We start from the raw sequence: 26,345 nt of genomic DNA, 5'->3' as shown, positions 1-26,345 counted from the left end.
GGCAAAAAGAATAGGGTAAAATTGGGTATGAATAGCATTTGAGAACGGTTAAGGCTATTTCCGCTAGGCGGATTAGCCGTTTTCTCGTCCCAGGAGGGGAAGGGCACAATGAAAGGCCTGTTGGATAATGAGTGCAGGAGCAGTCTTCTCTATCGCTCCTTCTTCGAGCAAATGGTGCAAGCGGCTTTTTGGCTGGATCAATCAGGAGGCGTTTGCAGAGGCAATCCCGCCTGCGAAGCGCTGACAGGCTACGCAGCAGAAGAGTGGGAGGGCTACCCGTTTTGGAAGCTTGCCATCGCGGAGGAGCAGGAGACAGTGCGCCGTCAGACGCAATGCGCAGTAAACGGGGAGCCGATGCCATTTTGCACGGTTTTCGCTCACAAGGCTGGTCCGCCGGTACCTGTCCATATTACGTATGGCGCATTTTTGGCAGAAGGTGCCACGATTGGCTATTACGCGATGGTGCAAAAGCTGTCGCAAGCCGTGGCCGACAGCAGGGAGGCCCAATCGTGCAAGGTGCTGGATCTCTCGCTGGAGGCGGCCTTTATCTACGAAAAAGGAGAGCTGAAGTACGTCAACCAATCCGGAATCAGGCTCATGGGAGCACGAGGGTACGAGGAGCTTTTGCCCTATCCGTTCACTTCCTTTTTCCACCCGCGCGACATGCCTTTGATTCACGAGCTGCAAAAGCGGCTGGAGCGGGGAGAGACGACCTCGCCGATTGAGGTGGAGCTGATTCGCCTGGACGGCACGCGAACGGATGTGGAGGTTTGCGGCACATCTGTGGTCATTCAGGACAAGCTACGCCATTACATATTGATACGCGATATGACAGAGCGCAAAAGGGTGCATGAATTTTTGCAAAACTCGGAAAAACTGGCGCTGGTGGGACAGTTGGCGGCGGGGATTGCCCATGAGATACGCAATCCGCTGACTTCGTTGAAAGGCTTTATCCAACTGATGCAAAAGGACGGCATGCGCAAGCCGGAGTACTTTTCCATCATGAGCTCGGAGCTGGCGCGGATCGAGATGATCGTCAGCGAGCTGTTGGTGCTGGCGAAGCCGCACGCGTCTGCCTTTGAGGTGCACGACTTGACCAATCTCATCACCCATGTGGTAACGTTATTGGAAACAGAGGCGATTTTGCAAAAAGTGACGATCCAGGTCGCGTTTGAATCGCCGTTGCCTATGGTTCACTGCGATGAAAACCAGTTGAAGCAAGCGTTCATCAACTTTTTGAAAAACGGTATCGAGGCTACATCAGGCAGTGGGGAAATCGTCATCCGGCTATGGTGCGAGGGCGACAAGGTGGTCATCCGCTTTGAGGACAATGGGGTAGGCATCCCGGCGGAGCAGCTTGCCCGGCTGGGAGAGGCTTTCTTCACCACGAAGGAGACGGGAACCGGCCTCGGCCTGATGGTCAGCCGCAGAATCATCGAAAACCATCGAGGAACATTACGGCTGATGAGCACTCCAGGAATCGGAACGACAGTGGAGGTATGTTTGCCCGTCATCAGCTAGAGCGGGGCGAATGGCGAAGGGGAGGACATGCAGATGGCTGAGTGGAAAAACAAAAACACAGTGCTGACAGCGGGATTTGCCCAAATCCCCAAAGGGACGACGCTGTACGAGGTGTCGACGATGGTGGGCTGTGTGCTCATCATTGATGCCGATGACGGCGTCATATGCGATGCCAGTTTTACCTTTGTGATGGACAAGACGAGCGAGTTTCTGGTCAGTCTGCTCGTGGGCAAGTCAGTGGCAGGGGGGATGCAGGAGATTGCGCAGACGATCCAGGAGCGTTTTCTCGCCCCCGGACAGGGAGCTGTTTTGCAGGCCATTCGTGCGGCTGTCGATCGTTATCACGAGAAAAAAGCGTAAGCCTACCCAATAGCCGGAGGGTTGTACATGCATGAAAACAACGCCGTAAGAGAAGCGTACGCAAGACATCTGCTGGAGCGTTATAGCGGCTGGCTCAGCCGTGTTGACGCCGTGGATCAGGAAGAGATCGAGGCGGTAGCCCGCGAGATTGACGAGGTGTTGGCAACAGAAGACGGGATGCGGCACAAGGAGCTGCTGAAAAAAATCAGCGAGTTGCGGGACAAGGTATCCGAAATGATGTGGATGTCGGAGCACATGAAAATTTTGCACGACTTGAGCCATATTTTTGCGAAGACGTTTGAGGAAGACAAGATTTTGTGGAAGGCTTTTGAGCTGGTCTCCCGCGTGATGCGCGCCGACGCCTTTTTCATCGCGTTTTTTGACGAGGGCGACAGCGAGATCAGAATCCCGATCAGCATCGACAACGGCATCAACTACGGGCCGATTACGGTTCCGTACGGCCAGGCGATGATCTCCAAGGTGATTGAGACCCGGCAAACGATCCACATTCGGACGATGAAGGACGAGCCGAGCGAGCCGGAAATGATTCGCTGGGGCAGCCCGGAGATCGACACGAACACCTGTATTTTTGTGCCGCTGATGCTGGGGAATCAGATCAAAGGCGTCATTTCGGCACAGTCCTATCGCGAGTTTGCCTACAAAAAGGAGCACGAGGAGCTTTTGAAGATCATCGGCTTCCAGGTGGCGAGCGCGATCGAGACGGCGCGTCTGTACGAGCGGATGTACCAGATGTCTTTTCAGGATGAACTGACGGGACTTGCCAACTACCGGGCGTTCCACCGCGATCTGGAAAAGCTGCTGGGAGAAGAAAGCTCCCCGGTGGCGTTGATTATGCTCGATTCGGACAGTTTGAAACTGGTGAACGACCATTTCGGACATCACGCGGGAGATGAGCTGATTAGAAGAATCGCCGAGGCGATGAAAGCCGTGGCAGGGCGAGAAAATACGGCCTACCGCTATGCGGGGGACGAGTTCATGCTGCTCTGCCCGAAGGCGACGATGAAGGAAGCGGAGGAAAAGGTGCGGGCGATCCGCGACTTTTTGCGCATGCACCCATTATTGCAGGACAATTGCTGCATCCCGATCGCGGTCAGCGTCGGCATCGCGCGTTTTCCCGACGACAGCGACACGGCAGACGGCTTGAAGCGGGCAGCAGACGAGGCGCTGTACCGCTCCAAGCGCAGAGGGAAAAATTGTACGACCGTGTATGCGACAGGCTAGTGTCTAGTTTCGACTGTGACTTTTGGCTGCCGCAGAGCAAACAGGAAAGTCAACAGCGGCGAAATCCACAGGTAGATTACATACGGCAAGTAGTCGATTGTCGCCACGTGCAACGTTGAGGTGAAAAAGGCCCCGCTGACGCCCCAAGGAATGAGCGGGTTGACGAGCGTCCCGCAGTCTTCGAGCGTACGGGAAAGCCGTCTGCCTTCGATCCCTTGTTTGACAAAGGCGTCGTGGAACATTTGCCCCGGAAGCAGGATCGACAAGTACTGTTCGCCTGTCAAAAGGTTGACGAGGATGGACGACGAGCCGGCCAGTCCGACCATGCCTGCCGCTTTTTGGATGCGCTGGATCAAGCCTGCAAACAAGGCTTCGAACACACCGCTGTACTGCAAAATACCACCGAGAGACAGGGCGATGAGAATGAGGGCAAGTGACCAGGTCATGGACAACAGCCCGCCCCTGTTCACGATAGAAGCAACGGCTTCGTTGGCGATTTCGCTGGCGAAGCCGTTTTGCATGACGTTCATCCATTCGACCGGGGAGTGAACGCCTTGCACGAGAGCAGCAGTCGCGACTCCGCTCAAGATCCCGAAGACGAGGGTCGGCAAAATCGGCTTGCGCAAGGCAGAACAGACGAGCACGACGGCAGCAGGCAAAAGCGTCGTGATTCCCAGGGAAAAATGCTGCGCAAGCACCGTCTGGATTTCCTGGATCGCCTCCAGGCTTACGTCAGCGGACTGTCCCTGAACGGCGAAGAAAATCGCCGTAATCAGCAGGCCGGGAATCGCGGTGTGCGACATGAATTTGATGTGATTCATCAAAGAGACGTTGGCAATCGCAGCCGCAAAGTTGGTCGTGTCTGACAGCGGGGACATTTTATCCCCGAAGCAGGCGCCGCAAATAATCGCCCCGGCTGTCATTAGCGGGTCGAGCCCGAGTGCGGTCGAGACGCCCATCATCGCTACGCCGATCGTGCTGATCGTCGTAAACGTGCTGCCGGTGACGCTCGAGACGATCACGGTCAAAAAGAGGGCGCTGATCGTAAAGTACTCCGGCGAGATCAGCGAGATGCCAAGGTGCAAGATCATCGGAACCGTTCCGCTCATCATCCAGACCCCGATCAACACCCCGATCAGACAGAGGATCAGCATCGGGGCGATGGCGGTCTGGATGCCTTTGACCAGCCCTTCTTCCATCCGCTTCCACGGCACCCCGAACAGCCGCAGGAGCGGGGCCGCCGCAATCGTGGCGGCAAAAAGCGGCATGTGTGGCTCTACTTTGCCCCAGAACAAGGCAGGAAACAGGATGCCGAAGATCGCCAAAAGCACCCAAATACTTTGCGAAAATGAAATAGATTTGTTCATGATGGCAACTCCTTGCAAAATCAGGCTAACGCGAGCGAGCAGCAAGCAAAGAGACGTGGGCTTTCATGCTTTCGCGCTTTTTGGCTTTGTTGCTTTTTCGCTTTTGTGCGTTCCAGTGATAGGCGTACTTTATCCTGAATGGTTTGATTCGTCAACGTGTTCGCTTGTATTCGGAATCGCAAAATAATACGGAGTAGTAGCACATTTTCGTCCGCTATACGTTTGACTGGCATATCAGCCGATAAAAATTACTTATTTAAAATTATTATAAAAAGATATTGACTTTTACTTGATATCTAGTAAAATGAGAACTGTTCCTAGTTAATAATAATTATAAATTGAGAGAAAGAAAGGGGGAGCCATTCATGTACGATGTAATCATAATCGGCGGCGGCCCGGCTGGTACATCCGCTGCGATATATACAGCCAGGGGGAATCTGAAAACGCTGGTGATCGATAAGGCGCCAGGCTCAGGTGCGCTTGCCCTGACACATAAAATCGCCAACTACCCTGGCGTGGAAGGCGAACTGACGGGAAAAGAACTGCTCGACAAAATGCGCAGGCAGGCGGAGAGCTTCGGTGCCGAGTTTATCCAGACGACGATTTCAGCCGTCGATGTCGAGGACGAAGTCAAAAGCATTTTTACCGCGCACGGCACGTTTGAAGCAAAAGCGGTCATCGTGGCGACTGGCTCAAAAGGGCGCAACCGCATGCTGCCAGGAGAGGAAGCTCTGCTCGGACGCGGCGTCAGCACATGTGCGACGTGCGACGGAGCGTTTTATGAAGGCAAGCATGTCGCCGTGATTGGCGATACGGAGGAAGCGCTGGAGGAAGCCCATGCGCTGACCAAGTTTGCGGGCAAAATTACGTTTTTGGTGCCGCGCGCCGATCTGCAAGGCGTGGAGGAGGTGCCGGAGCTGCCGAAAACAGACATCCTGTACCGCACCCGCCCACTGGAGATCGTCGGCACGAATACAGTAGAAGGTTTGCGCATCCGCAATGCGGCAGGCGACGAGGAAGTGCTTTCCGTAGACGGCGTGTTCGTCTTCCTGTCCGGCAGCAAGCCGGGGACGGATTTTCTCGACGGCCAGGTTCCGCTCGATGACGAGGGCTTCATGATCCTCGACGAATACATGCAGTCTTCTGTTCCAGGCGTGTTCGGAGCCGGAGAGGTGCGCAAAACCCCGGTCAAGCAAGCCGTCGTGGCAGCGGCAGACGGTGCGATTGCGGCGATGGCCGTGGACAAGTACATTCACAAACGTTCCAAAGTGGTTCCCCAATACAAATAATTCCCCCAACATAAAAGGAGAGATGGATACATGGTACAAGCAATCGTTTATTCCAGCACAAACTGCGGCTTCTGCAAGCAACTGAAAACGTATTTGACGGAACAAAACATTTCTTTTGAAGAGCGCAACATCGACGAAAAGGAAGAATTTGCGCAAGAGCTGAGCCGCCTCGGCGTGATGTCGGTACCATTGACCGTCATCGGCGAAAAGAAAATTTTGGGCTTCAACCCGAACCGCATCAAAAAAGTACTGGCTTCCCTGGAAGAAACGGCACAGTAACCTGTCGCCTCGGCAGCAGCCCGTTTTGTCACTGACCAAATCCAAGACACCGCAAAAGGAGCGATTACGTATGACCACCCAACAACAAACTGTACAGCTTCAAGTAGGAAAACCGGCACCGGACTTCAACATGCTCACAACCAAAAACATGGAGACGTTGAACGAGCGCGTGACGCTCGCTGACTACAAAGGCAAATGGCTGATCCTGTTCTTCTGGCCGTTCGACTTCACCTTCGTGTGCCCGACGGAAGTGACTTCCTTCAGCGACAACATGGACGAATTTGAAGATCTCGATTGCGAAGTGCTGGGCGTGTCCACCGACAGCGTGCACACACACCGCGCCTGGATCAAAACGCCGCGCGACCAGAACGGCATTGGCGAAGTCAACTTCCCGCTGGCAAGCGACTTCACAAAAGAAACCGCCCGCGCTTACGGCGTCCTCGACGAAGTAACCGGCGCAGCCCATCGCGGCCTGTTCATCATCGACCCGGACGGCATCCTGCGCTACCAGGTCGTAACAGACATGAACGTGGGCCGCAGCGTAGACGAAACACTCCGCGTCCTGCAAGCTCTCCAGGCAGGCGGCCTGTGCCCTGCAAACTGGAAGCCAGGAATGAAAACTTTGTAATCTCATTGAACACAATTTCATCAACGAGCAAGAGGGGAAAAGGCAATCCCGCCGTCTCATGGAGGCGGGGGATTGTCTTTTTTGTTTATGGTAAAAAAATCGGAGCCCCGCGCCTTGAGTCCGACCGAGGCGCTTTTCCTTTTAAAAAACCCGGACACTCGTGATAGAGCCACAGTCCCGCTTCACGCAGCATCCGGGCCATTCTCCGTCCCGAAACCGCTTTTCCATCCAATTTCCTGTATTTTTTGTGTAAAGAAAAAACGATATTGGCAAATTTGTGCGATTTCCAAATAGTAGCAACCTACCATTTTTCAGGGCATTCGCAAAATGAAAGCTTCAAGCACATGTACCTAATTGTCAAAAAATGATGGGCCGGGTGGAGGGGCGGGTTGCAGGACTTCGCACCAAAATATGTAGGACGATGGGGGCGAATCTGCCTCTCCATTACAGTTTCATGACAAAACCGTAAAACAGACATTAGTGAATTTCGTCTATGGGAACGGTTTGCCCCCTATGTTTACAATGACAGTGACGTTTGGGCGAGAGAAAGCCGGTAACCGCCCGCTGACGTAGAAGCCGCGCGTCGGCATCGTTTTTCTGAATCTGTGAGAAACGTCTCGACGTGCGAAAACACCTCGGCGCTTTTCATAAAAGGAGCATAAAAGGAGATGTGACCGCCTGCGGTCGACAAAACGGCCTTGGCCGTTTCCGTTGAAAAGAAAGCTCGCGGTAACATATCGGAGGTTGACGGGAATTGGAACCAAAAAAGAATAGACACTGGCGTTGGGCGAGCCTCACTGCCTTGATGCTGGCAGGGGCAAGCGCCATCTGGTGGTTTTGGGACGCGGACCGGGTCGAGAGCATGGAGACGACGGCTGGCGTTCAGATGAAATTTCGGACGTCAGGCGAGCAGATCGAAGTGTTCCGCGATGAGAAATGGCAGCCGTTCTTTGTCAAAGGCGTCAATCTGGGCGCGTCGCTGCCGGGTCATTTTCCTGGCGAGCTGCCTATTACCAAAGACGATTACTTGCGCTGGTTCGCCATGATCGACGAGATGGGAGCGAACGTCATCCGCGTATATACCATTCATCCTCCTGTCTTTTACGAGGCGCTTGTGGAATACAACCGCCATAAAGAAGGAGATCCGCTCTACTTGATGCAAGGCATCTGGAGCCCGGAGGAACTTTTGATCGAAAAGAAAGATGCGTACTTGCCCGAGATTCGCGAACAGTTTCGGGCAGAGATCAAAGACGCAGTCGGCGCTGTGTACGGGGAAGTCACTTTGCCTGAAAAATCAGGAAAAGCGAGCGGTACATACCGCGCCAATGCGGGCAAGTACTTGATCGGCTGGCATACAGGCACCGAGTGGGACCCTGTGATGGTGCAAAACACCAACCGCCTGCACCAAAAGCTGCCGCCGTATCAGGGCAAGCATTTCCAGGCGACGGCAGAGGCGACCGCCTTTGAGACGTGGCTCGCGGAAATGGTCGACACCGTCGCAACGGAAGAGAGCAAGTACGGCTGGCAGCACCCGATGACGTTTACCAATTGGGTGACTACCGATCCGCTGTCCCATCCGGGCGAACCGCTGTATCACGAGGATCTCGTCAGTGTCGATCCGACCCATATCCAGCCGAAAAACTGGGAGGCAGGCTACTTCGCTTCCTATCACGTGTATCCGTACTACCCGGATTTGTTCCGCTACGATCCGGCCTTGCAGCAGGTGAAAAATGACGACGGGCAGGTCGATTCGTACAAAGCGTACTTGCGGCTTTTGAAGGAGCATCACAAAAACATGCCGATCATGGTGACGGAGTTTGGCGTTCCGGCATCCATCGGAGTCGCCCACTTCGGCAATCTCGGACGCAATCAGGGCGGGCATTCCGAGCGGCAGCAGGGAGAGATCGACGCAGCGCTGTTGCGCGAGATTCACCAGGAGGGCTACGCGGGCGGCATCCTGTTCGTCTGGCAGGACGAATGGTTCAAAAAAACGTGGAACACGATGCGCTTCGAGCTTCCCGAAGACCGCCGCTCCTTCTGGATCAACGTGCTGACGAACGAGTCGCTGTTTGGCGTACTGGGGATGTACCCGAACAAAGAAGGCGTGCTCGCGATCGACGGCGACCGCGCCGACTGGGATCAGCTCAAGCCGGAGGAAAAACAGCGCCTCGACATCCGCGTCCCCGGCATCGACGAAATCTGGATGACGCACGACGAAGGTTACGTGTACGTGCTCGCCAAGCTTGCGCATGCGTTTGACCCGGAAAAAGAAAAGCTCTACCTGGGCGTGGACACGACTCCGGGCGGCAACAAACACGCGGCACAGTTGCCCGGCCTTACGCTCGACGAAGGGCTGGAGACGCTGATCGAGCTGGGAAAACCGGAGGAAAGCCAAATCCAGATTGCGGCCAACTACGATTTTCACACGCGCCTCTACGGCAAACGGTACGGGATGCTTGAAGTGAAAGCAGAGGAGCAGCAGGACGACTCCGGCATTTTCAAGCCGTGGAAGCTTGCGGTTGGATTGGAAATGGAGCCGCCGGACAGCAAAAAATACTACCCGCTGGAAGAGGTCGTGGTTGGCAGGCTGCCAAGAGGAACGACGGATGCTGCAGACCCGCAGTACGACTCGCGCACAGCCTGGCAGGCAAAAGGCGATGTGGTCGAGCTGAGAGTGCCGTGGATGCTGCTTGGCTTTACCGACCCGAGCTCGCTTACGGTGATGAGCTACCAGGATGAAGGCAAGAACTTTGCGACGAACACGACAAAAGGGATTCGCCTGCTGCCGGTTCTCGCAGACCGCGCGACGAAAAGCATCGTCGGCAAAACTGAATGGCCTTCTCCTTATCCGGTGACACAGCTTCCGCTCTATTCGTGGCCAGCCTGGGAGCAGGTCGGCTATCACGAGCGGAAGAAACAGAGCTATGCCATCATCCAGCAAGCATTCAAAGAGATAGTTGCCCCTGTGGCAGACAAAGACAAAGCGCAACCGTAAAAGGTTGGATAGGAGAGTGGCAAACGTGCAAACACCATTGGCGATGGCAATTGTCTTCGTGTACGCACTATGCGGGTTGACCGTACTGGGCTTGCTTGCGTTGTTCGCACTGAAGCTGCGGAACATATCGGCAGAAAAACAGGCGCGGCGCTGCCAGGAAAAATACCGCGACTACTTCGTCTACTTGCAGGCCTATAGCGAAGAGGAAGAACGCCTGAAAGTGCCTTATGGCGACCCGACGCAAAAAGAAAAGCAACTGATCCAGAAAAAGCTGTTTGAGCTGTTGGAGCGCTTTACTGGCGTCCACCGGGAAAAGCTGATCCGGCTGTGCGAAGATATGGGGCTGGTCGCCCTCGATCTCGAACGGCTGAAAAGCGGCTGGAAATGGACGCGAGTCGACGCCGCCTACAACCTGGGAGTCATGCGCTCCCGGCAGGCCGCACCGGATTTGCTCGCTCTTTTGCAAAAGAGTAGCGCCAATGATCCGAGCCTGTTCATCGTTGCCCGGGCGATTGCCAAATGCGCCCGAGACAACGGTGATCTGCGGCAGATGGCAGAGTTCGTCGTCCGGGCGAAGAAAAACGTCCACCAGCTCATCGTCGACATGATTAGCGACTCCCAACTGGATACCGATTCGCTGTTTACCGAGTTTATCCGCGACAAAGACCCGGAGCTGGTCAAAATCGGACTGATCGGCTTCTCAGTGCACGCGCAGACTGGCCTGGAGCCGGCTTTGCCCAAGCTGGTCATGTCGCCGGACAAAGAAGTGCGCATCAAGGCCGTGAAGCTCATGTGCCGCGACGTCAGGTATTTAAGCGAACAGACGGTCAAAGATTTCCTGAACCACAAAGACTGGGAAATACGCGCACTGATCGCCAAAGCAATCGGGGCCTTGCAACTGGCCGCCTACATTCCCGCGCTGAAAAAAGCGGTCGGGGACAGCAACTGGTGGGTGCGCCATCACAGTGCGCGCAGTCTGGCACAGATGCACACAGAAGGCTTTGCGGCGCTGTGCGAGATTTTGCGGGAAGAGCGCTTCGGCCACAAAGTCGACATGGCGCACCAAATTATTTTGGAGGAGCTGGAAAAAGAAAAGCTTCGTCTGGAGCAAGAAAGCAGCACAGAACAGCAACTGGCGTACAACGAAAAGCTGCATCTGTACCGCAAGTCGTACAAAAAAACGATCTCTACGGTTCAGGTGATGGAAGGCTAGAAGAAAGGAGGCCAGCATGAGAGAGTTTCTGCTCTATTACGGAATGTTTGCGATGTACTACGTCATCGCGATCAATTCCTTGTACTTCATCATCATGATGTTTTCGTTCAAGAGCATCATGGGGATTCTGAAAAACTCCATTTACTCGCGGTTCCAGGCATTGTCCGGCTCGGAGCATGTACCGCCGATCTCGATTCTGGTCCCGGCGTACAACGAAGAGCTGACGATCATCGAAAACGTCCGGTCACTGCTCGCCTTAAACTACCCGCGCTACGAAGTGATCGTCGTCAATGACGGATCGAAGGACGATACGTTGCAGGTGCTCATCGAGGAGTTTTCGCTGAAAATCTCCCAGCACATGCCTGTCCAGCCGCTGCTGCAAACCTCGCGTGTACGGGGAATCTATCACAATCCGGCGTTCCCCAATCTGTATTTGATCGACAAAGAAAACGGAGGAAAAGCCGATTCGCTGAACGCGGGCATCAACCTGTCGCACTACCCGCTGATCGCTTCCATTGACGCCGATTCCTTGCTGGAAAAAGACGCACTCATCCGCATCGCCAAGGTGTACATGGAAAATCCCGAGGAAACCGTGGCGATCGGGGGCGACATCCGGATCGCCAATGGCTGCAAGATCGAAAACGGCGTCGTCAAAGACATTCGTTTGCCAGACAAGTTTTTGCCGATGATGCAATCGGTCGAATACTTGAAGGCGTTTCTCGGAGGGCGGATCGGCTGGAGCGCGATCAACGGCTTGATTATCGTCTCGGGTGCGTTCGGCGTGTTCCGCAAAGACTACGTCGTCAAGGTCGGCGGCTATCGCGAGGGGTATCCCGGCGAGGACATGAACATCATTATCAAACTGCACAAATACATGCTGGAAAACAACTTGCCGTACCGGGTGGCGTTTTGCCCGGATGCCGTTTGCTGGACGCAAGCGCCGGACTCGCTGAAGATTCTCGGCAGCCAGCGCCGCAGATGGGGACGCGGCAACCTGAAAAACATGATCGAATACGGCAAGCACATGGTCTTTCGCCCGAAATACAAGCTGTTCGGGATGCTGACTTTGCCCTTCAACATTTTGTTTGAAACGTTGAATCCGTATTTCCGCATCACGGGTCTGCTCGCGCTCATCGGTTATACGATGCTGGACATGACGAACAGCCACGTTCTTTTGATCTACGGTCTGCTCAACGTGCTGTATGGCGTACTGTTGGGGATCGGCTCGATCTTGCTGGAGGAAATCGCGTTTCGGCGATACCCGCGCTTCCGGGACATCGTCAAAATGCTTTTCTATACAATCCTGATGTTTTTTGGCTATCGGCAAATCGGCGTCATCTGGAGATTCCTCGGACATATTGAATATTTGCGCAACAACAACTCGTGGGGAACGATGACCCGGACGAGCTGGCAGTCCAAAAACAACAAAAATATTTCCAGTTTGGAGGCTTGATGATGAGTAATCTCGTACCTGCTTTCTATGAATTGTTAAGCAAGATGGAAGAGAACCGCATGGCGTGCGGGGTTATCCTGGCATCTTGCAAAAACTTTTCCGCAGAGTCGCTGGAATTGGTCAAAAGGGATATGGAAGCGCAACTGGCAGACACCATGACCATGCATTTTGCGCATGACAAAAGCAAAAATATACTCGGCATTTTGCTGGAACAAAAAAAGCTCGCAGACACCCATTTTTACGCGCTGCAAGTCAAAGACTATTTGCTCGGCCGCAAGCTTTTGACAGGCGGGTTGTTGATCGCCAGCTTTCCGGAAAGCTCTCGTTCCTCGGCGCAAATGCTGATGCGAATGATTCAGGAGATGAAGGACGCAAGCGAGCTGGGAAGCATCAAGGTTTACGAACAGCACGCGGCGAACCGCGAGCAGGAGCCGGCAAGCATTTTGCTCGTCAATCAGGATGAGACGGTCAACGAGTTTTTGCGCATCTATCTACAGCGCAAAGGCTACCAGGTAACCGTCGCTCACGATGGGATGGACGGTATGGAAAAATTCCGCGAAGCCGCCTACGACCTGGTGATTACAGACCTGAACCTGCCTGTCGTCAGCGGCTATCAACTGATGGAGAAAATCAGGCATCTCGGCCAGGAAGCGATGAGCAAAATCATGGTGCTGACAGACAAACGCCTGGAGGAAGATGTGCAAAAATCGTTTGCCCTGGGCGCCTCCGATTACATCACGAAGCCATTTTCGCCAGTCGAGCTGGAAGCCAGAGTCAAACGCTTGATTTCATAGAAATTCATAAAGAGAAAGGGAGAGAAACGAGGATGACAAGATACGAGGAACTCCAGCAACTGCTTGGGCAAAAGACAGCGAAAATCGGGGTGATTGGGCTTGGGTATGTCGGGCTGCCGCTCGCGGTAGAGACGGTGAAGAGCGGGTACACCGTCGTCGGGATCGACCTGCACGCGGGAAAGATTGAGAGCTTGAAAAAAGGAGAGTCGTACGTGCAGGACGTCTCCAACGAAACCTTGCAGGAATGCCTGGCGACGGGGCGCTTTTTCCCGACGACGGACTATCGCGCGATCGAGGAACTGGATGCGATCAGCATTTGCGTTCCGACACCGCTCAGCCCGAACCAGGACCCGGACACGTCCTACATCACGAATGTGGTAGAGCAAATCAAGCAATATATGCGCAAAGGACTGCTCATCACACTGGAGAGCACGACCTATCCGGGAACGACCGAAGAGCTGATCGGGCGCGAGCTGGAAAAGCTCGGCTACGTCACAGGCGTCGACTTTTTCCTCTGCTACTCGCCTGAGCGGGTCGATCCGGGCAACCGCAAGTTCAACACGTACAATACGCCGAAAATCATCGGCGGCACGACGGAGCGTTGCATCGAGCTTGGGACACTTCTCTATGGCAACCTGGTCAAAACAGTCGTTCCGGTTTCCTCGCCAAAAGTGGCGGAGATGTCCAAGCTTTTGGAAAATACGTTCCGCAGCGTCAACATCGCGTTCATGAACGAAATGGCGATGATGTGCGACAGAATGGGCATCAACGTTTGGGAGGTAATCAAGGCCGCATCGACCAAGCCGTTCGGGTTCATGCCGTTTTATCCGGGACCCGGGATCGGTGGGCATTGCATACCGCTCGATCCGATGTATTTGTCGTGGAAAGCGAAAGGCTACCGTTTCCATAGCCAGTTCATCGAGATTGCCCAATCTATCAATGACAACATGCCAGATTACGTGCTGAACAAGACAGCACAGGTGCTCAATATTTACGCGAAAGCGATCAACAGCTCGCGCATTCTCATTTTGGGCATGGCCTACAAGCCGGACGTCGACGACTTGCGCGAATCTCCCGGACTGGAAATTTACGAGCTGTTCAAAAAGAGCGGGGCGCAGGTCGACTACTACGACCCGTATGCGCAAAGCTTCGTGAATAAAAAGGGACAGGTCGTGTCCTCGATTGAAAACGACTACGAGTTGTTCAAGACGTACGATTGCATGGTGCTCATCACCAACCACAAGTGCTTCCACTACCAGGAGCTGGCTGACTTGGGCGTCGCGATTATTGATACGCGCAACGCTTTCGACGGCATCACCAACCCGAACGTCTACCGCATCGGCACATCCGTTGCGATCCAGGAAGAAAAGGAAGTCGTGAGCTTGCTCGCCTAACAGGCGGGCGAGCGCCACACACAAACAAGCACGACCGAAGGAGGAAGGACAAACATGTGCGGAATTATGGGATACATCGGGTACAGACAAGCACAACCCATTTTGATTAACGGACTTCGCAAGCTGGAATACAGAGGCTACGACTCGGCTGGCATCGCGGTCTGCGACGGCAAGTCGATCGCCGTACGCAAGGCAAAAGGCAGAATCGACGCCCTCGTGGAGAAGACGGAAAAGTCCGGGCTTTCCGGCTCCATCGGCATCGGCCACACGCGCTGGGCGACGCACGGGCGGCCATCGGATGAGAACTCTCACCCTCACGTGGACCAGACGCAAAAATTTTCCATCGTGCACAACGGCATTATCGAAAACTACCTGGAAATCAAGCAGGAGCTGATCGAGCAAGGCGTCGCGTTTAGCTCGGAGACCGATACGGAGGTGATCGTCCACCTTTTGTCCCGCGAATACGACGGCGACCTGCTCGCTGCGGTGCGCAAGGTGGCAGGCAAAATCCGCGGGGCGTTTGCCCTTGGCGTCATGTCGGAGTATGAGCCGGACAAGCTGATCGCAGTCCGTATGGCAAGTCCGCTGATTATCGGGGTAGGCGAAAACGAGAACTTCATCGGCTCCGATATTCCCGCCATCCTGGAGCATACGCGCGACGTGTACGTTTTGGAAGACGGCGATCTGGCCGTCTTGACCAGAGATTCGGTGCAGGTCATGAGCCTGGCGACAGACGAGCCGATAGAGCGCGATCTCGTCCGGATTGACTGGAACAAGGAGCAAGCGGAAAAAGACGGCTACGCGCATTATATGGAAAAAGAAATCTACGAGCAGCCGCGCGCATTGCGCAACACGATGACAGGCCGTATCGACGAAGCCGGACAGAAGGTTGTTTTCCCTGATCTGCAACTGCCAGCCGAAACGATTCGCAGCATCGAGAAAATTTACATTGTCGCATGCGGCACAGCTTACCATGCAGGTCTGATCGGCAAGCATGTGATCGAGAGTCTTGCGCGCATCCCGGTCGAGGTCGACGTGGCCTCCGAGTTTCGTTACCGCCGCCCGCTGTTCGGGCCAAACACGTTGACGATTGCTGTCAGCCAGTCCGGTGAGACAGCAGATACGCTGGCGGCGATGCGGGAAGCGAAGCGCAACGGCTCTGTCGTGCTCGCTATTACCAACGTAGTCGGCAGCTCGATTGCCCGCGAGGCAGATGAAGTCATCACGACCAATGCCGGACCGGAGATCGCCGTCGCTTCTACGAAAGCGTACACCTCCCAGCTCATCGCCTTCTATTTGTGGGGAATGTACTTGGCGCAGGAAAAAGCGGCGCTTGCGCCAGCCGAGATCGCTTCGCTGATTCAGAGCTTGCAACAATTGCCTGGACAGGTAGAGGACATTCTCGCGCATGCCCAGCAGCTTCGCCAGTTTGCTGAAGCGATCAAGGACGAGCGCCATCTGTTTTTCATCGGCCGGGGGATTGACCATGCCGTATCCATGGAAGGCTCGCTCAAGCTCAAGGAAATCTCCTATATCCATTCGGAGGCGTATGCCGCAGGGGAGCTGAAGCACGGCACGCTGGCGTTGATCGAGGAAGGCACGCGGGTCGTTGCCCTGTCCACGCAGGACGCTTTGCACGAGAAAATGATTAGCAATATTACCGAAGTGAAGGCGCGCGGTGCCAACGTACTCGGCATCACGCACGAGGATCATGTCGATCTGCATCGCTCGGTGGATGACGTCTGCCTGATTCCGAAGACAGATGCGCTGTTTACCCCGGTGCTCGCCGTCATTCCGCTGCAGCTCATCGCCTACTACACTTCTGTCGTGCTGGGCAACGACGTAGATCGTCCACGCAATTTGGCAAAAAGTGTAACAGTTGAGTAAGCGAATCCGTCTATCGTTATGAACCACCATATGGACTTGCGAGGAGGAACGGGTAAATGAGCACCTCGAAGCGGGAGTTGAACCAGGAGATTTTGCTGGAGATCATGCTCCAGGCCTATCAGCTAGGCGTGCAGAGGAAAGACGTAGATTTGAACATGATGATCCACACGTTGACTGATGAATTGAAGCCGTACTTCGAACAGCAAATCCAGCAAGGCCAGCATGCATCTAACCGGCTGGCCAGAGTGGAGGCGACAGGATGAACATACACGCAGTAGTGCTCGCAGCAGGAAAAGGAACCAGAATGAACTCTGCCTTGTACAAAGTCATGCATCCGCTGTGCGGAAAGCCGATGATCGAGCATGTCGTCGGGGCACTGGAGCCTTTGTCACTACATACCTTGGTTGTCGTTGTCGGTCACGGGGCCGAAGCCGTGAAAAAGCAGCTCGGAAGCCGCGTGCAATACGCGCAGCAGAAGGAGCAGCTCGGCACGGCGCACGCCGTATGGATGAGCAAAGACATCCTCGCAGAGCAAAACGGCGTGACGATCGTGCTCAATGGCGATACGCCGCTCGTGCAAAGCGAAACGCTGCGGCGTCTGCTCGACTACCATCAGTCGAAGCAGGCGGCAGCGACGGTTTTGACTTCCATCGTGGAAGACCCGACCGGCTACGGAAGAATCATTCGCGACGAGAACGGCGATGTCCGCAAAATCGTCGAGGAAAAGGACGCGACCCTCGGGCAAAAAAAGGTGAACGAAATCAGCACGGGCATCTTTTGCTTCGATAATCGAAAGCTTTTTGCGACCCTCCCGAACGTCTCCAATCAGAACGCGCAGGGCGAGTATTACTTGCCAGACGTCCTGGCGCTTTTGCAGGAGCAGGGAGAACTGGTGGCCGCACACGTTACCGAAGATCCGGAGGAAGGCTCAGGCGTAAACGACCGCGTGCAGCTCGCCCACCTGGAGCGGCTCATGCGCAAGCGGATCAACGAGCGCCACATGAAGAGCGGCGTGACCATGATCGACCCGGCCGCTACGTACATCGACTCGGCGGTGACGATCGGGCGCGATACGGTGCTGTATCCCGGGACGTTTTTGCTTGGCGCGACGCAGATCGGGGAAGGCTGCCAGGTTGGGCCGCACGCCCACGTCAAGGATATGGTCGTCGAAGATTACACGCGAGTTCCGCCGTTTTCCTCATTTGACGGGAGCGCGTACACAGACAGGGCGGCAGTTGAGGTGGCAGCGACGACAAACGGGCAGGATCACGGCCTGAATTGATGCGGGCGCTGCGAAAATACGGGCCGCTATGGGCCGGGATGGCGATTTTTGCGGCCGCTTCCATCCTCATGCTCGTGCTCTCCAACCACTCTCGCGCTGCCCTGACGACAGCCACCTGGATTTGGGACGCCAAACAAATCGAGACGCAGACGGACGAAATGATCGCGTTTGCCGAGGAAAACGACATCAACCTGATCTATCTCCATGTAGAGCCGACCGCCGTTTCGCCTGAGGCATACCGGACGTTCATCCGCAAAGCGGGGCAGGCCAGCATTCAGGTGGAGGCGCTGGGCGGCGATCCCAACTGGGCGCTGACCAAAAACCGCCAAAGCATCGACGAACTGATCTCCTGGGTGAAAGCGTACAACAGGAGCGCCAGGGCGGACGAGCGCTTTAGTGGCATCCACGTCGATATCGAGCCGTACTTGCTGCCCGCCTGGAAGGAGTCGCAGCAGGATGTCGTGCGCCAATGGCTGAAAAATGTCGCGTACCTCGTGGCCGAGACGAAGAAGGACACCGATCTGGCGGTGGGCGCAGACCTGCCGTTCTGGATCGACTCCGTTTCCGTCCCGGGAAGCTCGGAAAAAGTCAGCAACTGGATGGTGCAGCGCCTCGACAGCATCACGCTGATGGCGTACCGCAACCGCGCCCAGGGAGACAACGGCATTGTCGAGATTGTGAAAAAGATCGTAGCCGACGCCAACTCGCGGAAAAAAGGCTCGGTGATCGTCGGGGTCAACATTATGGAATCGGCGGAAGGCTCGCATGTGAGCTTCTACGACGACGGTCCGGCGGAGATGAAAAGCCAACTGGCGATTTTGCAGCAGGAGCTGTCCGGCAACCCGGCGTTCGCAGGCAGCGCCATTCACGACTACGAAAGCTGGAAACGAAGCATAGAAGCCAATGAGAGGAGTAGCTAGCACAGATGAAAGCCGCGCCTATCTACCTTAGTGTTCTCTGCCTGACGCTCGGCTTTCTGTTCGGCTTTTCCCCGGCGGAAAAAAAGAGTAAAGCCACGTGGATTTGGCAATCCGAAATCATCGGAGACGAAAAACAGGAAATTCTGGAATTTTGCAAAAGCAACGAGATCAACCTGATTTACTTGCGGATCGAAATGAACAAGCCGTTTGACTACTACCGCGCCTTTATCCGCGAAGCGAATGCGATGGGCGTGGAGGTGCACGCCGTGGCCGGACACCCTGCCTGGGCGCTTAAAAGCAACGAAAAGCGGATGATGAATATCGTCAAATGGGTGAAAAACTACAACCTCGAAGCGGCGGAAGACGAGCGCATCCGCGGCATTCAACTGGACATCGAGCCGTACTTGCTGCCGTTCTGGGAGACGGATCGCGAGCGGATCATCCGGGAGTGGCAAGCCAATGTGCAGGCGTTTACGAGCGAAGTGAAAAAACAGCCCGAGCTTGTGGCAAGCGTGGCGCTCGCCTTTTGGCTCGACGATATTCCCGTTCCGGGCGAGCAGTCTGTATCGGTGTCGCAATGGATGATCGAGCAGTTTGACACGGTGTGCATCATGGCCTACCGCGATACGCTGTCCGGGAAAAACGGCATTCTGGCACTGGTGGAGGATGAACTGAAAGAAGCGGACAAGCTGGGCACGCGGGTGATGATTGCCGTCAACATGAAAAAGCTCGGCGACGACCACGCTTCTTTTGCCGAGGAAGGCGTAGAGGAGATGAATCGACAGCTCGCGCTTTTGCCCGAAAAATTGGGCGACCATCCGTCCTACTCCGGTATCGCGATCCACGACTACCGCTATTGGAAGGAGGCTCTCCCGGTGGCTCCGGTCACAAAAGAGCGCTACAAAGGCACCTATATTTGGCGCGCTGAGCTGATCGGCACTGAAAAAGAGGAAATCCTCGCCTTTGCCGAACAAAACGGCGTCAATCTGCTCTACGTTCGCCTGGATTTGGAGCAACCCCACTCCTACTACCGCGATTTCGTGCGGGAGGCCCGAGCGGCGGGCATCGAGGTGCACGCCATGGGCGGCCATCCGGTCTGGGCACTGGCAGAGAGCAGAGGGAAAATCATGAAGCTCGTCAACTGGGTGAAAGCGTACAACCAGTCGGTACAGTCAGGCGAGCAATTTCAAGGCATCCATCTCGATATCGAGCCGTATGTGATGCCTGTCTGGCGAGAGGATAAAGACAACGTATTGCGCCAGTGGATGGCAAACATTCAGGCGTTTGTCGCGGAGACGAAGCAGGACGGCCAACTGGAAGCGAGCGTCGATCTTGCCGCCTGGCTGGACAATACGTCTGTGCCGGGACAGCCGGACACGCCGTTTTCCCATTGGATGATCGAGCAGTTGGACCATACGACTTTAATGGCTTTTCGCGATCGGGCGGATCGCATCGTCGGCTTGGTAGAAAATCAGGTGAAATACGCGCAGAGCATCGGAAAAAAGATCGTCGTCGCAGTCGAGACAAAGGAGAGTCACGAAGGGAACGGCATTTCGTTCTACGAGGAAGGAATGAGCGAGATGCATCGGCAGTTGGAACAGGTGACAAAAGCGCTGGATCCGTACTCTTCGTTCATGGGGCATGCCATTCACGCCTACGATTACTGGAAAAACGGCAAGGAATAAGGGACGGCAGCCTGAAAGCAAGGAAGCACACCGCCGGAACGCGAATGTTGTACAATAGGAAGACGAAGGTCGTTTGAAAAGAGGGAACGATACATGCGTGATGTGCCCAACAGACACAGAGGTCTTCCGTCTCGGACACCCGAGATGCTGTACAATGTGGTCCGCAAGTTTTACCGCGGTGCTGTCAGTCACTACGACTTAATCCAGGAAAAAAAGCGGGAGGCGCACGCCTGCTGGGAGCAGATGCAGACGAGCGGGGATGACCGTCCGCTGCGAGCGGCGCTGACTACGTTGTTTTTGGAGTTTCATTTTTACGTGACGTGCTGGCTGCAGATCGAGCTGGCTCTCTATCGGCTGGCCCGGCAGGATGAGCGGCTGGCGCTCGTGATGGACACGTTTCGGGCCGCGCTGGAACGGCATGTAGCCGTGCGCGAACAGTTAGAGCAGACCGAGGCGTGTGTAGCTGCCCAGTTCACCGCTCTTGGCTCCGGCTGGTCTTGCCCGGGGATCGAACAGGATGCCTACCTATTCGACGGTTTCACGTTTACCGTGGACGAGTCGAGCTTGGTCGAGTTGCATGCCTTGTACGCCGCGATAGAGGAACAGCGCAGGCTGTCCCCAAATGAAAAAGCGTGACCGTCCGCAGATGGTCACGCTTTTTTTGGTGCTGAAGCCAAGCCAGAAGGCATGGCAAAGCCTTTGCCCGGCGACTTTTTAGAAGCTGCCTGGGAAGATGGAGCCAGTGTGTGGAGCTGCCTGGCCTGGCGTGTTCAGTTGGCGTACTTCCTGAACGTTAGTGCCAGCAAAGCCGGGAGAAAAGATCGAGTGCGCTCCCGAGCCGAGCGGTTGCTGGTATTGCTGAGCTTGCTGTTGTTGCTGCTGGCCGTACTGAGCTTGCATGCCGAAGCCGCCTTGCGGAAGCGAAGCAGCATAGCCGCCGCCATGGTTTTGCTGGCGCACTTCCTGGACGTTTGTATGGGCAAAGCCAGGGGAGAAGATGCTGCCAGTCAGCGCTGGAGGATAAGCGACTTGAGCGGTGTACGGCTGCTGTTGGCCTGCAAACCCTTGATAGCCTGTGTAGCCTTGTTGGTTTTGCTGACGCACTTCCTGAGCGTTCGTGCCAGCGAAGCCAGGCGAGAAGATCGAGCCTGCTCCGGATCCGTAGCCTTGGTTGTAGGAAGGCTGCGTCTGCGCGTAGTTGCCGGATTGATGCATGATGGCGTTGAATGCCTGGTTTGGCACATACGCTTGCTGTTGTTGCTGTTGGCCATACGCTTGTTGCTGGCCATAGCCTTGCTGCTGCGGAGCCTGGTAGCTGTGGTTTTGCTGACGTACTTCCTGAGCGTTCGTACCCGCAAATCCTGGCGAGAAGATCGATTGAGCACCGCTCGCTCCGCCACCAGAAGCCATGCCGTATGTAGGAGTCCCGATAGATTGGGCATGTCCGCCATGGTTCCAGTGTTGAACTTCCTGGACGTTTGTTCCGGCGAAGCCTGGCTGGAACATAGCTCCGGCTGGGCTCATCGCTCCGAGGAACTGTTGTTGCTGTTGAGATTGCATTTGGTTGTTATTGTTGTTGTTTGTGTAGGTCATGGGAAAGACCACCTCCTGCAGAGTATTTTTACCAAGGAAGGTTTCCTCATGCACGAACGGATGAAGCAAAAGAATTCGCATTAGTGAAGAAATCGACGAGCGCATGGCAAAAAACATGCCGGACATCATCCGGCATGTTCCTGCAAATCGGTGGGATTCCAGTGGCCAAAAGCGAACCAGAGCGTAGGCTTTCCCGTTGGCCCGATGCTCGCTTTGACAGGCTCGAAGCCCATGGTGCGAAAAAGGGTAAGACTTGCCTCATTATCGAGAGCTACGCGCACGTACAGTTTGGGCAAGCGCTGACAGATGAGCGTCGTCAGCGCTTTGCCGATTCCCCGATTGCGGTAGCGCTTATCTACAACCAGGAAGGATTGACCCAGTCCACAGCGGGAAACGGCGAACAAGCCAACGACGCGTTTCCCGTTCATGGCAAGAGCGACACTGGAATCCTTTTTGGAAAGCAGCTTGGGGGTCAGGCGCGAGAGCCAGTCGATTGCGTGCTTGGTGATGCGCCGATCCCCTTCCTGACGGGCAAATCTCACCAGAGTCGCCTGAGATTCAGCCAGTGCTTGCGGAGGTAAGATCACGTATTTCAACGATTTTTTCATGGCGATTACCCTGCTGCGGCTTCACGCCCGCTTTGCAGTCTGGATACGTACTGGGCGTAGTGGATGAGATTGGACAGCGACAAGCGCCTGATCGAAGGCTCATCGAACTTCTCCGGCTTGGCGTTCGCTTCAAAAAACCAGAGGCTGCCGTCTTCTGTCAGGCCGAGGTCCATCGACATTTCAGCCAGGTCTTTGATCTCCTCGTTCAGCGTGCTTGCGATCGTAAGCGCTGTCTGGTGAATCTTTTCTTCCATCTTTTCCGGATCAGCCTTGAACAAAGTCTGGAGGACGGAAGACAAGGAGTGGATGGAGCCGCCGCGCGGGACGTGCGTAGTGATGCTTTGCGAGCCGGAGCGTCTGATTCCGACGCCGGTTACGCCCCATTCGCCATGGCCGTTTTTTTGCACGAGTACCCGCACGTCAAAAGGCTTGCCGTTGAAGCGTGCCCTGCGGATGCCTTGCTGCATGATGTACCGCTGCTGCCGGACGTGGCTATTTACGTGCTTCCACAAATCTTCCAGATTGGAAAAGCGGCGCGTGACGGCCCGTTGTTCCTTGAGCCGCTGAAGCCGCCAGCCGTCGTTTTTGTATTCGACCCGCATGATCCCTTCCCCGGCCTTGCCGCGCACCGGCTTGAGGTAGACGAAGCGATGCTCGGTGCAAAAGCCTTTGAAGCGGGCGAGCGTATCGAGCTTTTTCGTCTCCGGGAGAAACGCATGCACCTCGGGGTACTTTTTTAGCATGGAGAAAAGCTCTTGCTTGTCGAAAAAACAGCGATTGAACAAGGTGACGTTCGGCATCTCGTGGATGCGGGCCAAAGCTTTTTTGACTTCGGGACGCTGCTCTGCCTTTCGGGTAGGGATGCGGTTATAGACGACGTGCGGGAAGGGGAGAACGACTTCCTGCCACAGATTTTGCTTGTGATTGTACAAATAGCCGCGTACCTTCTTTTTCTCCCAGTTGATGCCTTGCGGAGTGAAGACGTACACGAGCGCCCCCCAACGCTTGCCAGATTGCGAGATGTCCTTGAAGTTTTCGCGATTACCCAAAAACGCTGCGCCCTCGCCAACAGTCAGAATGCCAATCAGAGGGCCAAGCTTTAGCGAGTCGTTCATCATTTTCCAGTTGATCCGCGTTCGAAACCGCCCTGGCTGCATCGCGGGCAAGCCCGTGTACACCCTTTTGTTGTGCGAAAACGGACCGAGGCTTGCGAACAGTTTCTTTTGCGACCGCTTGCCTAGAGCTTGCCGTGGTAGCTGGATGAACCATTTGCCGCTGGGGAGGATGGTCAGCCACCCGGAGCGCTGCTGAAGCATGGGTGTTCCTCCTTCCTGAAAAACGGTGCTGTTTGTCTATCGCCTAGAAATTGGCCAAATAACAACTGTAGTCGACGAGCAGCTTGCGGGACTCCTGATCGGCTTGCTTGAGCCGGGCGTGCTTGAAGATGGAGCGGCCGGGCTTGGAGTTTGCCTCGAACATCCAGACATGGCCGTGGATGTCGATGCCCATATCCAGTCCCAATTCGCCAAGGTCGATGCCTTTTGCCTGCTCGATCGCCGTGGCAAGGCGGATGGAAGCCTCGCTGATTCGCTCGGACATCAGCGCTTTTTGCTTTCCGTACAGATGGTGGAGCAGTTCGTCTCCGGGAATGACGGTACCGCCCGTGCGCACGTGCGTCGTCACGCTGCCGGAGCCGGCTACCTTGGCAGCCGTGCAGGAAACTACCCATTCGTTTTGCTGGTTTTTGTGCAGATGAACGCGGAAGTCAAACGGGCGTCCGTGGAAGGTTTTGAGCGGGATGCCTTGCTGCGCCAGGTAGCTGCCGACTCTCCGGCTGCGGAACACGTGCTGGTACAGGCTGGACAGCTTGGAAAACTGCCGCTTTACATTGCCGCTGCCGTTGTGATACGAGGCTGTGTAGCCGCCGCCCGACTGTCTGACGACTTTCACGATGCCGTAGCCGAGGCTGCCGTTTTTCGGCTTCAAATACACGATCGTGTATTTTTTCAGCAAATTCCGCACAGTCGCAAGCGAGGGGGACGTGTACGTTTCCGGGATGTGCTCGTTGACTTCCGGATTCGGGTAGAGAATCTGGTGGACTCCCCACTTGTTGAAAAAGCCTTGGTTGAACATCGGCATGTTCGGATAGCTGGCGAGCTTGTATTTGAACTCCCGCACAGCTTCGTGCTTTTCCGCCGAGCGGGAAGGAATCCGGTCGTAGACGACGTCCGGCATGGCGGTGACGATTTTTTTCCAGTAGTACCCGCCGGTCTTGCCCTTGCGCAAAAACCAGGCGTTGACCGTATTGGTACTCCAGTCCACGTCGTGCGGGGAGAAAATATAGTAAAAGACGCCTTTGCCTTCCTGGGCCTGCAGCAGCTTGTAGAAAAAAGAAGTGCGCTGGCCAATCGGCTGCCGCGGGTCCCTGCGAATGCCTGTCGTGACGATGCCGATCGCCGGACCGATTCGAAGCGTCGAATCCTCCAGCTTGAGCTGGATCAAACCGCCGTGCGGGATGCCCAGCTCGGACTGGAGCAGCGTGGTCACTTTGATGACATTGGAATCAGGATTTCGCTTGTCTTGCAGTACGGTTGCGACGACTTCCTTTTTGCCCAGCATGACCGTAATTTTTTGGCGATGGCGTAGCTGTAGCTTGGAGAAGAGATTAGTCGGCAGGATGATCCCGCTGACACGGGGATTGGAAAGGAAGCGAAGCCGCATTCTGAACGTTTCCATGCTTAGTAACCTCCTACGCGCTCTTTCATGAGATAGTGGGCGTATCGAACGGGCTGGGTAATGGAGTGGCGTTTGGCGACCGGGTCGTCAATCAAGCGAAACACAGTCCGTCCTGGCCTGCTGTTGACCTCGATGACCCAGACATTTCCGGCCGTGTCGATGCCGACATCAATCCCCAACTCGACAAGCCTGCCGTGGCAATCCTCCAAAAAGCGCGGCAATTCCTGTGCGAGCTGGTTGATCGTCTGATCGATCCGCGAGTGGACGGCAGGCTTGAAATGCCGGGCTAGAAACGCGGAGAGCGGCTCTGCCTTGCCTCCTCCATGCAGGTTGGAGGTAATGCTTCGCTTGTCGCCAAGGCGAACAGCTTTTCCTGTCGTCTCCCATTCACCCTGCCCGTTTTTTTGTACGAGCACCCTGACGTCAAAAGGGGTGCCATCCGGGGTATGCAGCTTGAGATAGGGCTGTACAAGGAATTTGCGCCCGGAGGTAAACGAGGCGACAAAAGTCTTCAGCCCGGCGGTGTCCCGGATCTGCCTGCGAAACGGCCGATTTTCCCGGTTCCGTCCGGTCGCCTCGTAGCCGCTCTTTGTCTCCTTGATGCGCACGACCCCGATTCCATGCGTTCCCGCCATGGGCTTGATGACGACAGCTCCGTGCTTTTGCAGCATGTCTTGCACGGTAGCAAACGACAAAATTTCGGTCGGCGGCAAATACGAAGACAGCAGCGGCGACTTGGACAGCATTTGGTGAACCTGCCACTTCCCGGACAGACCACGCCCCAAAAATGTAATGTTGCGATCGTTTTGCAACTTTTCCACAAATGGTTTATAGTGGCGGTAAGCTGGGCCTACGAAACACCGATCGTAGATCAAGGCCGGGAGCGGGAAAACATTTGCTTGCCACGATCCGTTGCGGTATTCGAAGCCTTTTACCGTTCGCGAGGAAAAGTTAACCTGACGCGGCGAGAACACAAAGACGCGAATGCCGTGCTTGCGTCCGTACAGCGTCAGCTTTTTGTAATACCCTTTGTCTACAAAGTGGGAGCCTTGGCAGCGGGTCATGATGCCAAGACTTCTCGCGTCTGCTCTCATGTGGG

Annotated in this window: 23 protein-coding genes; 17 read left to right on the top strand and 6 right to left on the bottom strand. The window is 55.2% G+C overall.

Annotation, left to right across the window (positions count from 1 at the left end; translation table 11 throughout):
* Positions 1–108: 108 nt before the first annotated feature.
* Genes BA6348_RS22290 through BA6348_RS22280 form a run of 3 tightly spaced genes read left to right on the top strand, consistent with a single transcriptional unit; the run spans position 109 to position 3,123 of the window.
* On the top strand, positions 109–1,521 hold the full coding sequence (locus tag BA6348_RS22290) for a PAS domain-containing sensor histidine kinase (RefSeq protein ID WP_122952882.1): 1,413 nt from the start codon (positions 109–111) through the stop codon (positions 1,519–1,521).
* Between the two features lie 33 nt (positions 1,522–1,554).
* Positions 1,555–1,881: a DUF3870 domain-containing protein gene (locus BA6348_RS22285; RefSeq protein WP_005831450.1), complete on the top strand. Its 327-nt coding sequence runs from the start codon at positions 1,555–1,557 to the stop codon at positions 1,879–1,881.
* Between the two features lie 27 nt (positions 1,882–1,908).
* A complete protein-coding gene (locus BA6348_RS22280) occupies positions 1,909–3,123 on the top strand; it encodes a sensor domain-containing diguanylate cyclase (protein ID WP_005831448.1) in 1,215 nt (404 codons plus the stop codon).
* On the opposite strand, the gene nhaC is transcribed toward BA6348_RS22280, so the two are convergent.
* Positions 3,120–4,490, bottom strand: coding sequence for a Na+/H+ antiporter NhaC (nhaC, locus tag BA6348_RS22275; protein WP_122952881.1), 1,371 nt, complete (start codon positions 4,488–4,490; stop codon positions 3,120–3,122). The genes BA6348_RS22280 and nhaC overlap by 4 nt on opposite strands.
* 365 nt (positions 4,491–4,855) lie before the next feature.
* On the opposite strand from nhaC, the gene BA6348_RS22270 reads away from it, so the two are divergent.
* The 14 genes from BA6348_RS22270 (at position 4,856) to BA6348_RS22205 (ending at position 20,945) form a co-directional block, all read left to right on the top strand.
* Positions 4,856–5,779, top strand: a complete 924-nt coding sequence (locus BA6348_RS22270; protein ID WP_007782751.1) for an NAD(P)/FAD-dependent oxidoreductase — start codon at positions 4,856–4,858, stop codon at positions 5,777–5,779.
* Positions 5,780–5,809: 30 nt separating this feature from the next.
* Positions 5,810–6,058 (top strand): glutaredoxin family protein, encoded by a 249-nt coding sequence (locus BA6348_RS22265; protein WP_005831442.1) that lies wholly within the window; start codon positions 5,810–5,812, stop codon positions 6,056–6,058.
* A gap of 70 nt (positions 6,059–6,128) precedes the next feature.
* On the top strand, positions 6,129–6,686 hold the full coding sequence (locus BA6348_RS22260) for a peroxiredoxin (protein ID WP_005831441.1): 558 nt from the start codon (positions 6,129–6,131) through the stop codon (positions 6,684–6,686).
* Positions 6,687–7,440: 754 nt separating this feature from the next.
* Complete coding sequence (locus BA6348_RS22255) at positions 7,441–9,681, top strand: hypothetical protein (protein ID WP_122952880.1); 2,241 nt, start codon at positions 7,441–7,443, stop codon at positions 9,679–9,681.
* Positions 9,682–9,706: 25 nt separating this feature from the next.
* Positions 9,707–10,894, top strand: a complete 1,188-nt coding sequence (locus BA6348_RS22250) for a HEAT repeat domain-containing protein (protein ID WP_005831439.1) — start codon at positions 9,707–9,709, stop codon at positions 10,892–10,894.
* Between the two features lie 16 nt (positions 10,895–10,910).
* Entirely contained in the window at positions 10,911–12,347 is a 1,437-nt protein-coding gene (locus tag BA6348_RS22245) for a glycosyltransferase family 2 protein (RefSeq protein ID WP_026557914.1), read from the top strand.
* A 2-nt stretch (positions 12,348–12,349) separates the two neighbouring features.
* Positions 12,350–13,141: a response regulator transcription factor gene (locus tag BA6348_RS22240; protein WP_025846796.1), complete on the top strand. Its 792-nt coding sequence runs from the start codon at positions 12,350–12,352 to the stop codon at positions 13,139–13,141.
* 32 nt (positions 13,142–13,173) lie between these two features.
* A complete protein-coding gene (locus BA6348_RS22235; RefSeq protein WP_005831430.1) occupies positions 13,174–14,535 on the top strand; it encodes a nucleotide sugar dehydrogenase in 1,362 nt (453 codons plus the stop codon).
* Between the two features lie 54 nt (positions 14,536–14,589).
* Positions 14,590–16,422 (top strand): glutamine--fructose-6-phosphate transaminase (isomerizing), encoded by a 1,833-nt coding sequence (gene glmS / locus BA6348_RS22230; RefSeq protein ID WP_122952879.1) that lies wholly within the window; start codon positions 14,590–14,592, stop codon positions 16,420–16,422.
* A gap of 56 nt (positions 16,423–16,478) precedes the next feature.
* On the top strand, positions 16,479–16,685 hold the full coding sequence (locus BA6348_RS22225; protein WP_005831426.1) for a hypothetical protein: 207 nt from the start codon (positions 16,479–16,481) through the stop codon (positions 16,683–16,685).
* Complete coding sequence (gene glmU / locus BA6348_RS22220) at positions 16,682–17,704, top strand: bifunctional UDP-N-acetylglucosamine diphosphorylase/glucosamine-1-phosphate N-acetyltransferase GlmU (protein ID WP_122952878.1); 1,023 nt, start codon at positions 16,682–16,684, stop codon at positions 17,702–17,704. Before BA6348_RS22225 ends, glmU begins: the two co-directional genes overlap by 4 nt.
* Positions 17,704–18,624, top strand: a complete 921-nt coding sequence (locus BA6348_RS22215) for a hypothetical protein (RefSeq protein WP_122952877.1) — start codon at positions 17,704–17,706, stop codon at positions 18,622–18,624. Before glmU ends, BA6348_RS22215 begins: the two co-directional genes overlap by 1 nt.
* 5 nt (positions 18,625–18,629) lie before the next feature.
* On the top strand, positions 18,630–20,309 hold the full coding sequence (locus BA6348_RS22210) for a hypothetical protein (RefSeq protein ID WP_122952876.1): 1,680 nt from the start codon (positions 18,630–18,632) through the stop codon (positions 20,307–20,309).
* A gap of 93 nt (positions 20,310–20,402) precedes the next feature.
* Complete coding sequence (locus BA6348_RS22205; protein WP_026557909.1) at positions 20,403–20,945, top strand: hypothetical protein; 543 nt, start codon at positions 20,403–20,405, stop codon at positions 20,943–20,945.
* Between the two features lie 78 nt (positions 20,946–21,023).
* On the opposite strand, the gene BA6348_RS22200 is transcribed toward BA6348_RS22205, so the two are convergent.
* The 5 genes from BA6348_RS22200 to BA6348_RS22180 form a co-directional block, all read right to left on the bottom strand.
* On the bottom strand, positions 21,024–21,902 hold the full coding sequence (locus BA6348_RS22200; RefSeq protein WP_122952914.1) for a hypothetical protein: 879 nt from the start codon (positions 21,900–21,902) through the stop codon (positions 21,024–21,026).
* A 125-nt stretch (positions 21,903–22,027) separates the two neighbouring features.
* Positions 22,028–22,510 carry a GNAT family N-acetyltransferase gene (locus BA6348_RS22195; protein WP_005831415.1) on the bottom strand — a complete coding sequence of 161 codons (483 nt, stop codon included), beginning with the start codon at positions 22,508–22,510 and terminating at the stop codon, positions 22,028–22,030.
* Between the two features lie 5 nt (positions 22,511–22,515).
* Positions 22,516–23,826, bottom strand: a complete 1,311-nt coding sequence (locus BA6348_RS22190; RefSeq protein WP_007782718.1) for a YheC/YheD family endospore coat-associated protein — start codon at positions 23,824–23,826, stop codon at positions 22,516–22,518.
* 43 nt (positions 23,827–23,869) lie between these two features.
* On the bottom strand, positions 23,870–25,246 hold the full coding sequence (locus BA6348_RS22185; RefSeq protein ID WP_005831411.1) for a YheC/YheD family endospore coat-associated protein: 1,377 nt from the start codon (positions 25,244–25,246) through the stop codon (positions 23,870–23,872).
* A 2-nt stretch (positions 25,247–25,248) separates the two neighbouring features.
* Positions 25,249–26,340 (bottom strand): YheC/YheD family endospore coat-associated protein, encoded by a 1,092-nt coding sequence (locus BA6348_RS22180; RefSeq protein ID WP_007782712.1) that lies wholly within the window; start codon positions 26,338–26,340, stop codon positions 25,249–25,251.
* Positions 26,341–26,345: the final 5 nt, after the last annotated feature.

Origin of the sequence: Brevibacillus agri (genome assembly GCF_004117055.1) — a bacterium.
Taxonomy (GTDB): Bacteria; Bacillota; Bacilli; order Brevibacillales; family Brevibacillaceae; genus Brevibacillus; species Brevibacillus agri.
The sequence above is the reverse complement of the archived record's forward strand: the minus strand, read 5'-3'. Positions and strand labels throughout refer to the sequence as shown.

Coding starts and splice junctions, on each gene's coding strand:
- BA6348_RS22205 (WP_026557909.1), top strand. CDS start 20,403: ATGCGTGATGTGCCCAACAGACACAGAGGTCTTCCGTCTCGGACACCC.
- glmU (WP_122952878.1), top strand. CDS start 16,682: ATGAACATACACGCAGTAGTGCTCGCAGCAGGAAAAGGAACCAGAATG.
- BA6348_RS22260 (WP_005831441.1), top strand. CDS start 6,129: ATGACCACCCAACAACAAACTGTACAGCTTCAAGTAGGAAAACCGGCA.
- BA6348_RS22210 (WP_122952876.1), top strand. CDS start 18,630: ATGAAAGCCGCGCCTATCTACCTTAGTGTTCTCTGCCTGACGCTCGGC.
- nhaC (WP_122952881.1), bottom strand. CDS start 4,490: ATGAACAAATCTATTTCATTTTCGCAAAGTATTTGGGTGCTTTTGGCG.
- BA6348_RS22195 (WP_005831415.1), bottom strand. CDS start 22,510: ATGAAAAAATCGTTGAAATACGTGATCTTACCTCCGCAAGCACTGGCT.
- BA6348_RS22190 (WP_007782718.1), bottom strand. CDS start 23,826: ATGCTTCAGCAGCGCTCCGGGTGGCTGACCATCCTCCCCAGCGGCAAA.
- BA6348_RS22200 (WP_122952914.1), bottom strand. CDS start 21,902: ATGACCTACACAAACAACAACAATAACAACCAAATGCAATCTCAACAG.
- BA6348_RS22185 (WP_005831411.1), bottom strand. CDS start 25,246: ATGGAAACGTTCAGAATGCGGCTTCGCTTCCTTTCCAATCCCCGTGTC.
- BA6348_RS22245 (WP_026557914.1), top strand. CDS start 10,911: ATGAGAGAGTTTCTGCTCTATTACGGAATGTTTGCGATGTACTACGTC.
- BA6348_RS22285 (WP_005831450.1), top strand. CDS start 1,555: ATGGCTGAGTGGAAAAACAAAAACACAGTGCTGACAGCGGGATTTGCC.
- BA6348_RS22265 (WP_005831442.1), top strand. CDS start 5,810: ATGGTACAAGCAATCGTTTATTCCAGCACAAACTGCGGCTTCTGCAAG.
- BA6348_RS22235 (WP_005831430.1), top strand. CDS start 13,174: ATGACAAGATACGAGGAACTCCAGCAACTGCTTGGGCAAAAGACAGCG.
- BA6348_RS22180 (WP_007782712.1), bottom strand. CDS start 26,340: ATGAGAGCAGACGCGAGAAGTCTTGGCATCATGACCCGCTGCCAAGGC.
- BA6348_RS22280 (WP_005831448.1), top strand. CDS start 1,909: ATGCATGAAAACAACGCCGTAAGAGAAGCGTACGCAAGACATCTGCTG.
- BA6348_RS22215 (WP_122952877.1), top strand. CDS start 17,704: ATGCGGGCGCTGCGAAAATACGGGCCGCTATGGGCCGGGATGGCGATT.
- BA6348_RS22225 (WP_005831426.1), top strand. CDS start 16,479: ATGAGCACCTCGAAGCGGGAGTTGAACCAGGAGATTTTGCTGGAGATC.
- BA6348_RS22290 (WP_122952882.1), top strand. CDS start 109: ATGAAAGGCCTGTTGGATAATGAGTGCAGGAGCAGTCTTCTCTATCGC.
- BA6348_RS22270 (WP_007782751.1), top strand. CDS start 4,856: ATGTACGATGTAATCATAATCGGCGGCGGCCCGGCTGGTACATCCGCT.
- glmS (WP_122952879.1), top strand. CDS start 14,590: ATGTGCGGAATTATGGGATACATCGGGTACAGACAAGCACAACCCATT.
- BA6348_RS22240 (WP_025846796.1), top strand. CDS start 12,350: ATGAGTAATCTCGTACCTGCTTTCTATGAATTGTTAAGCAAGATGGAA.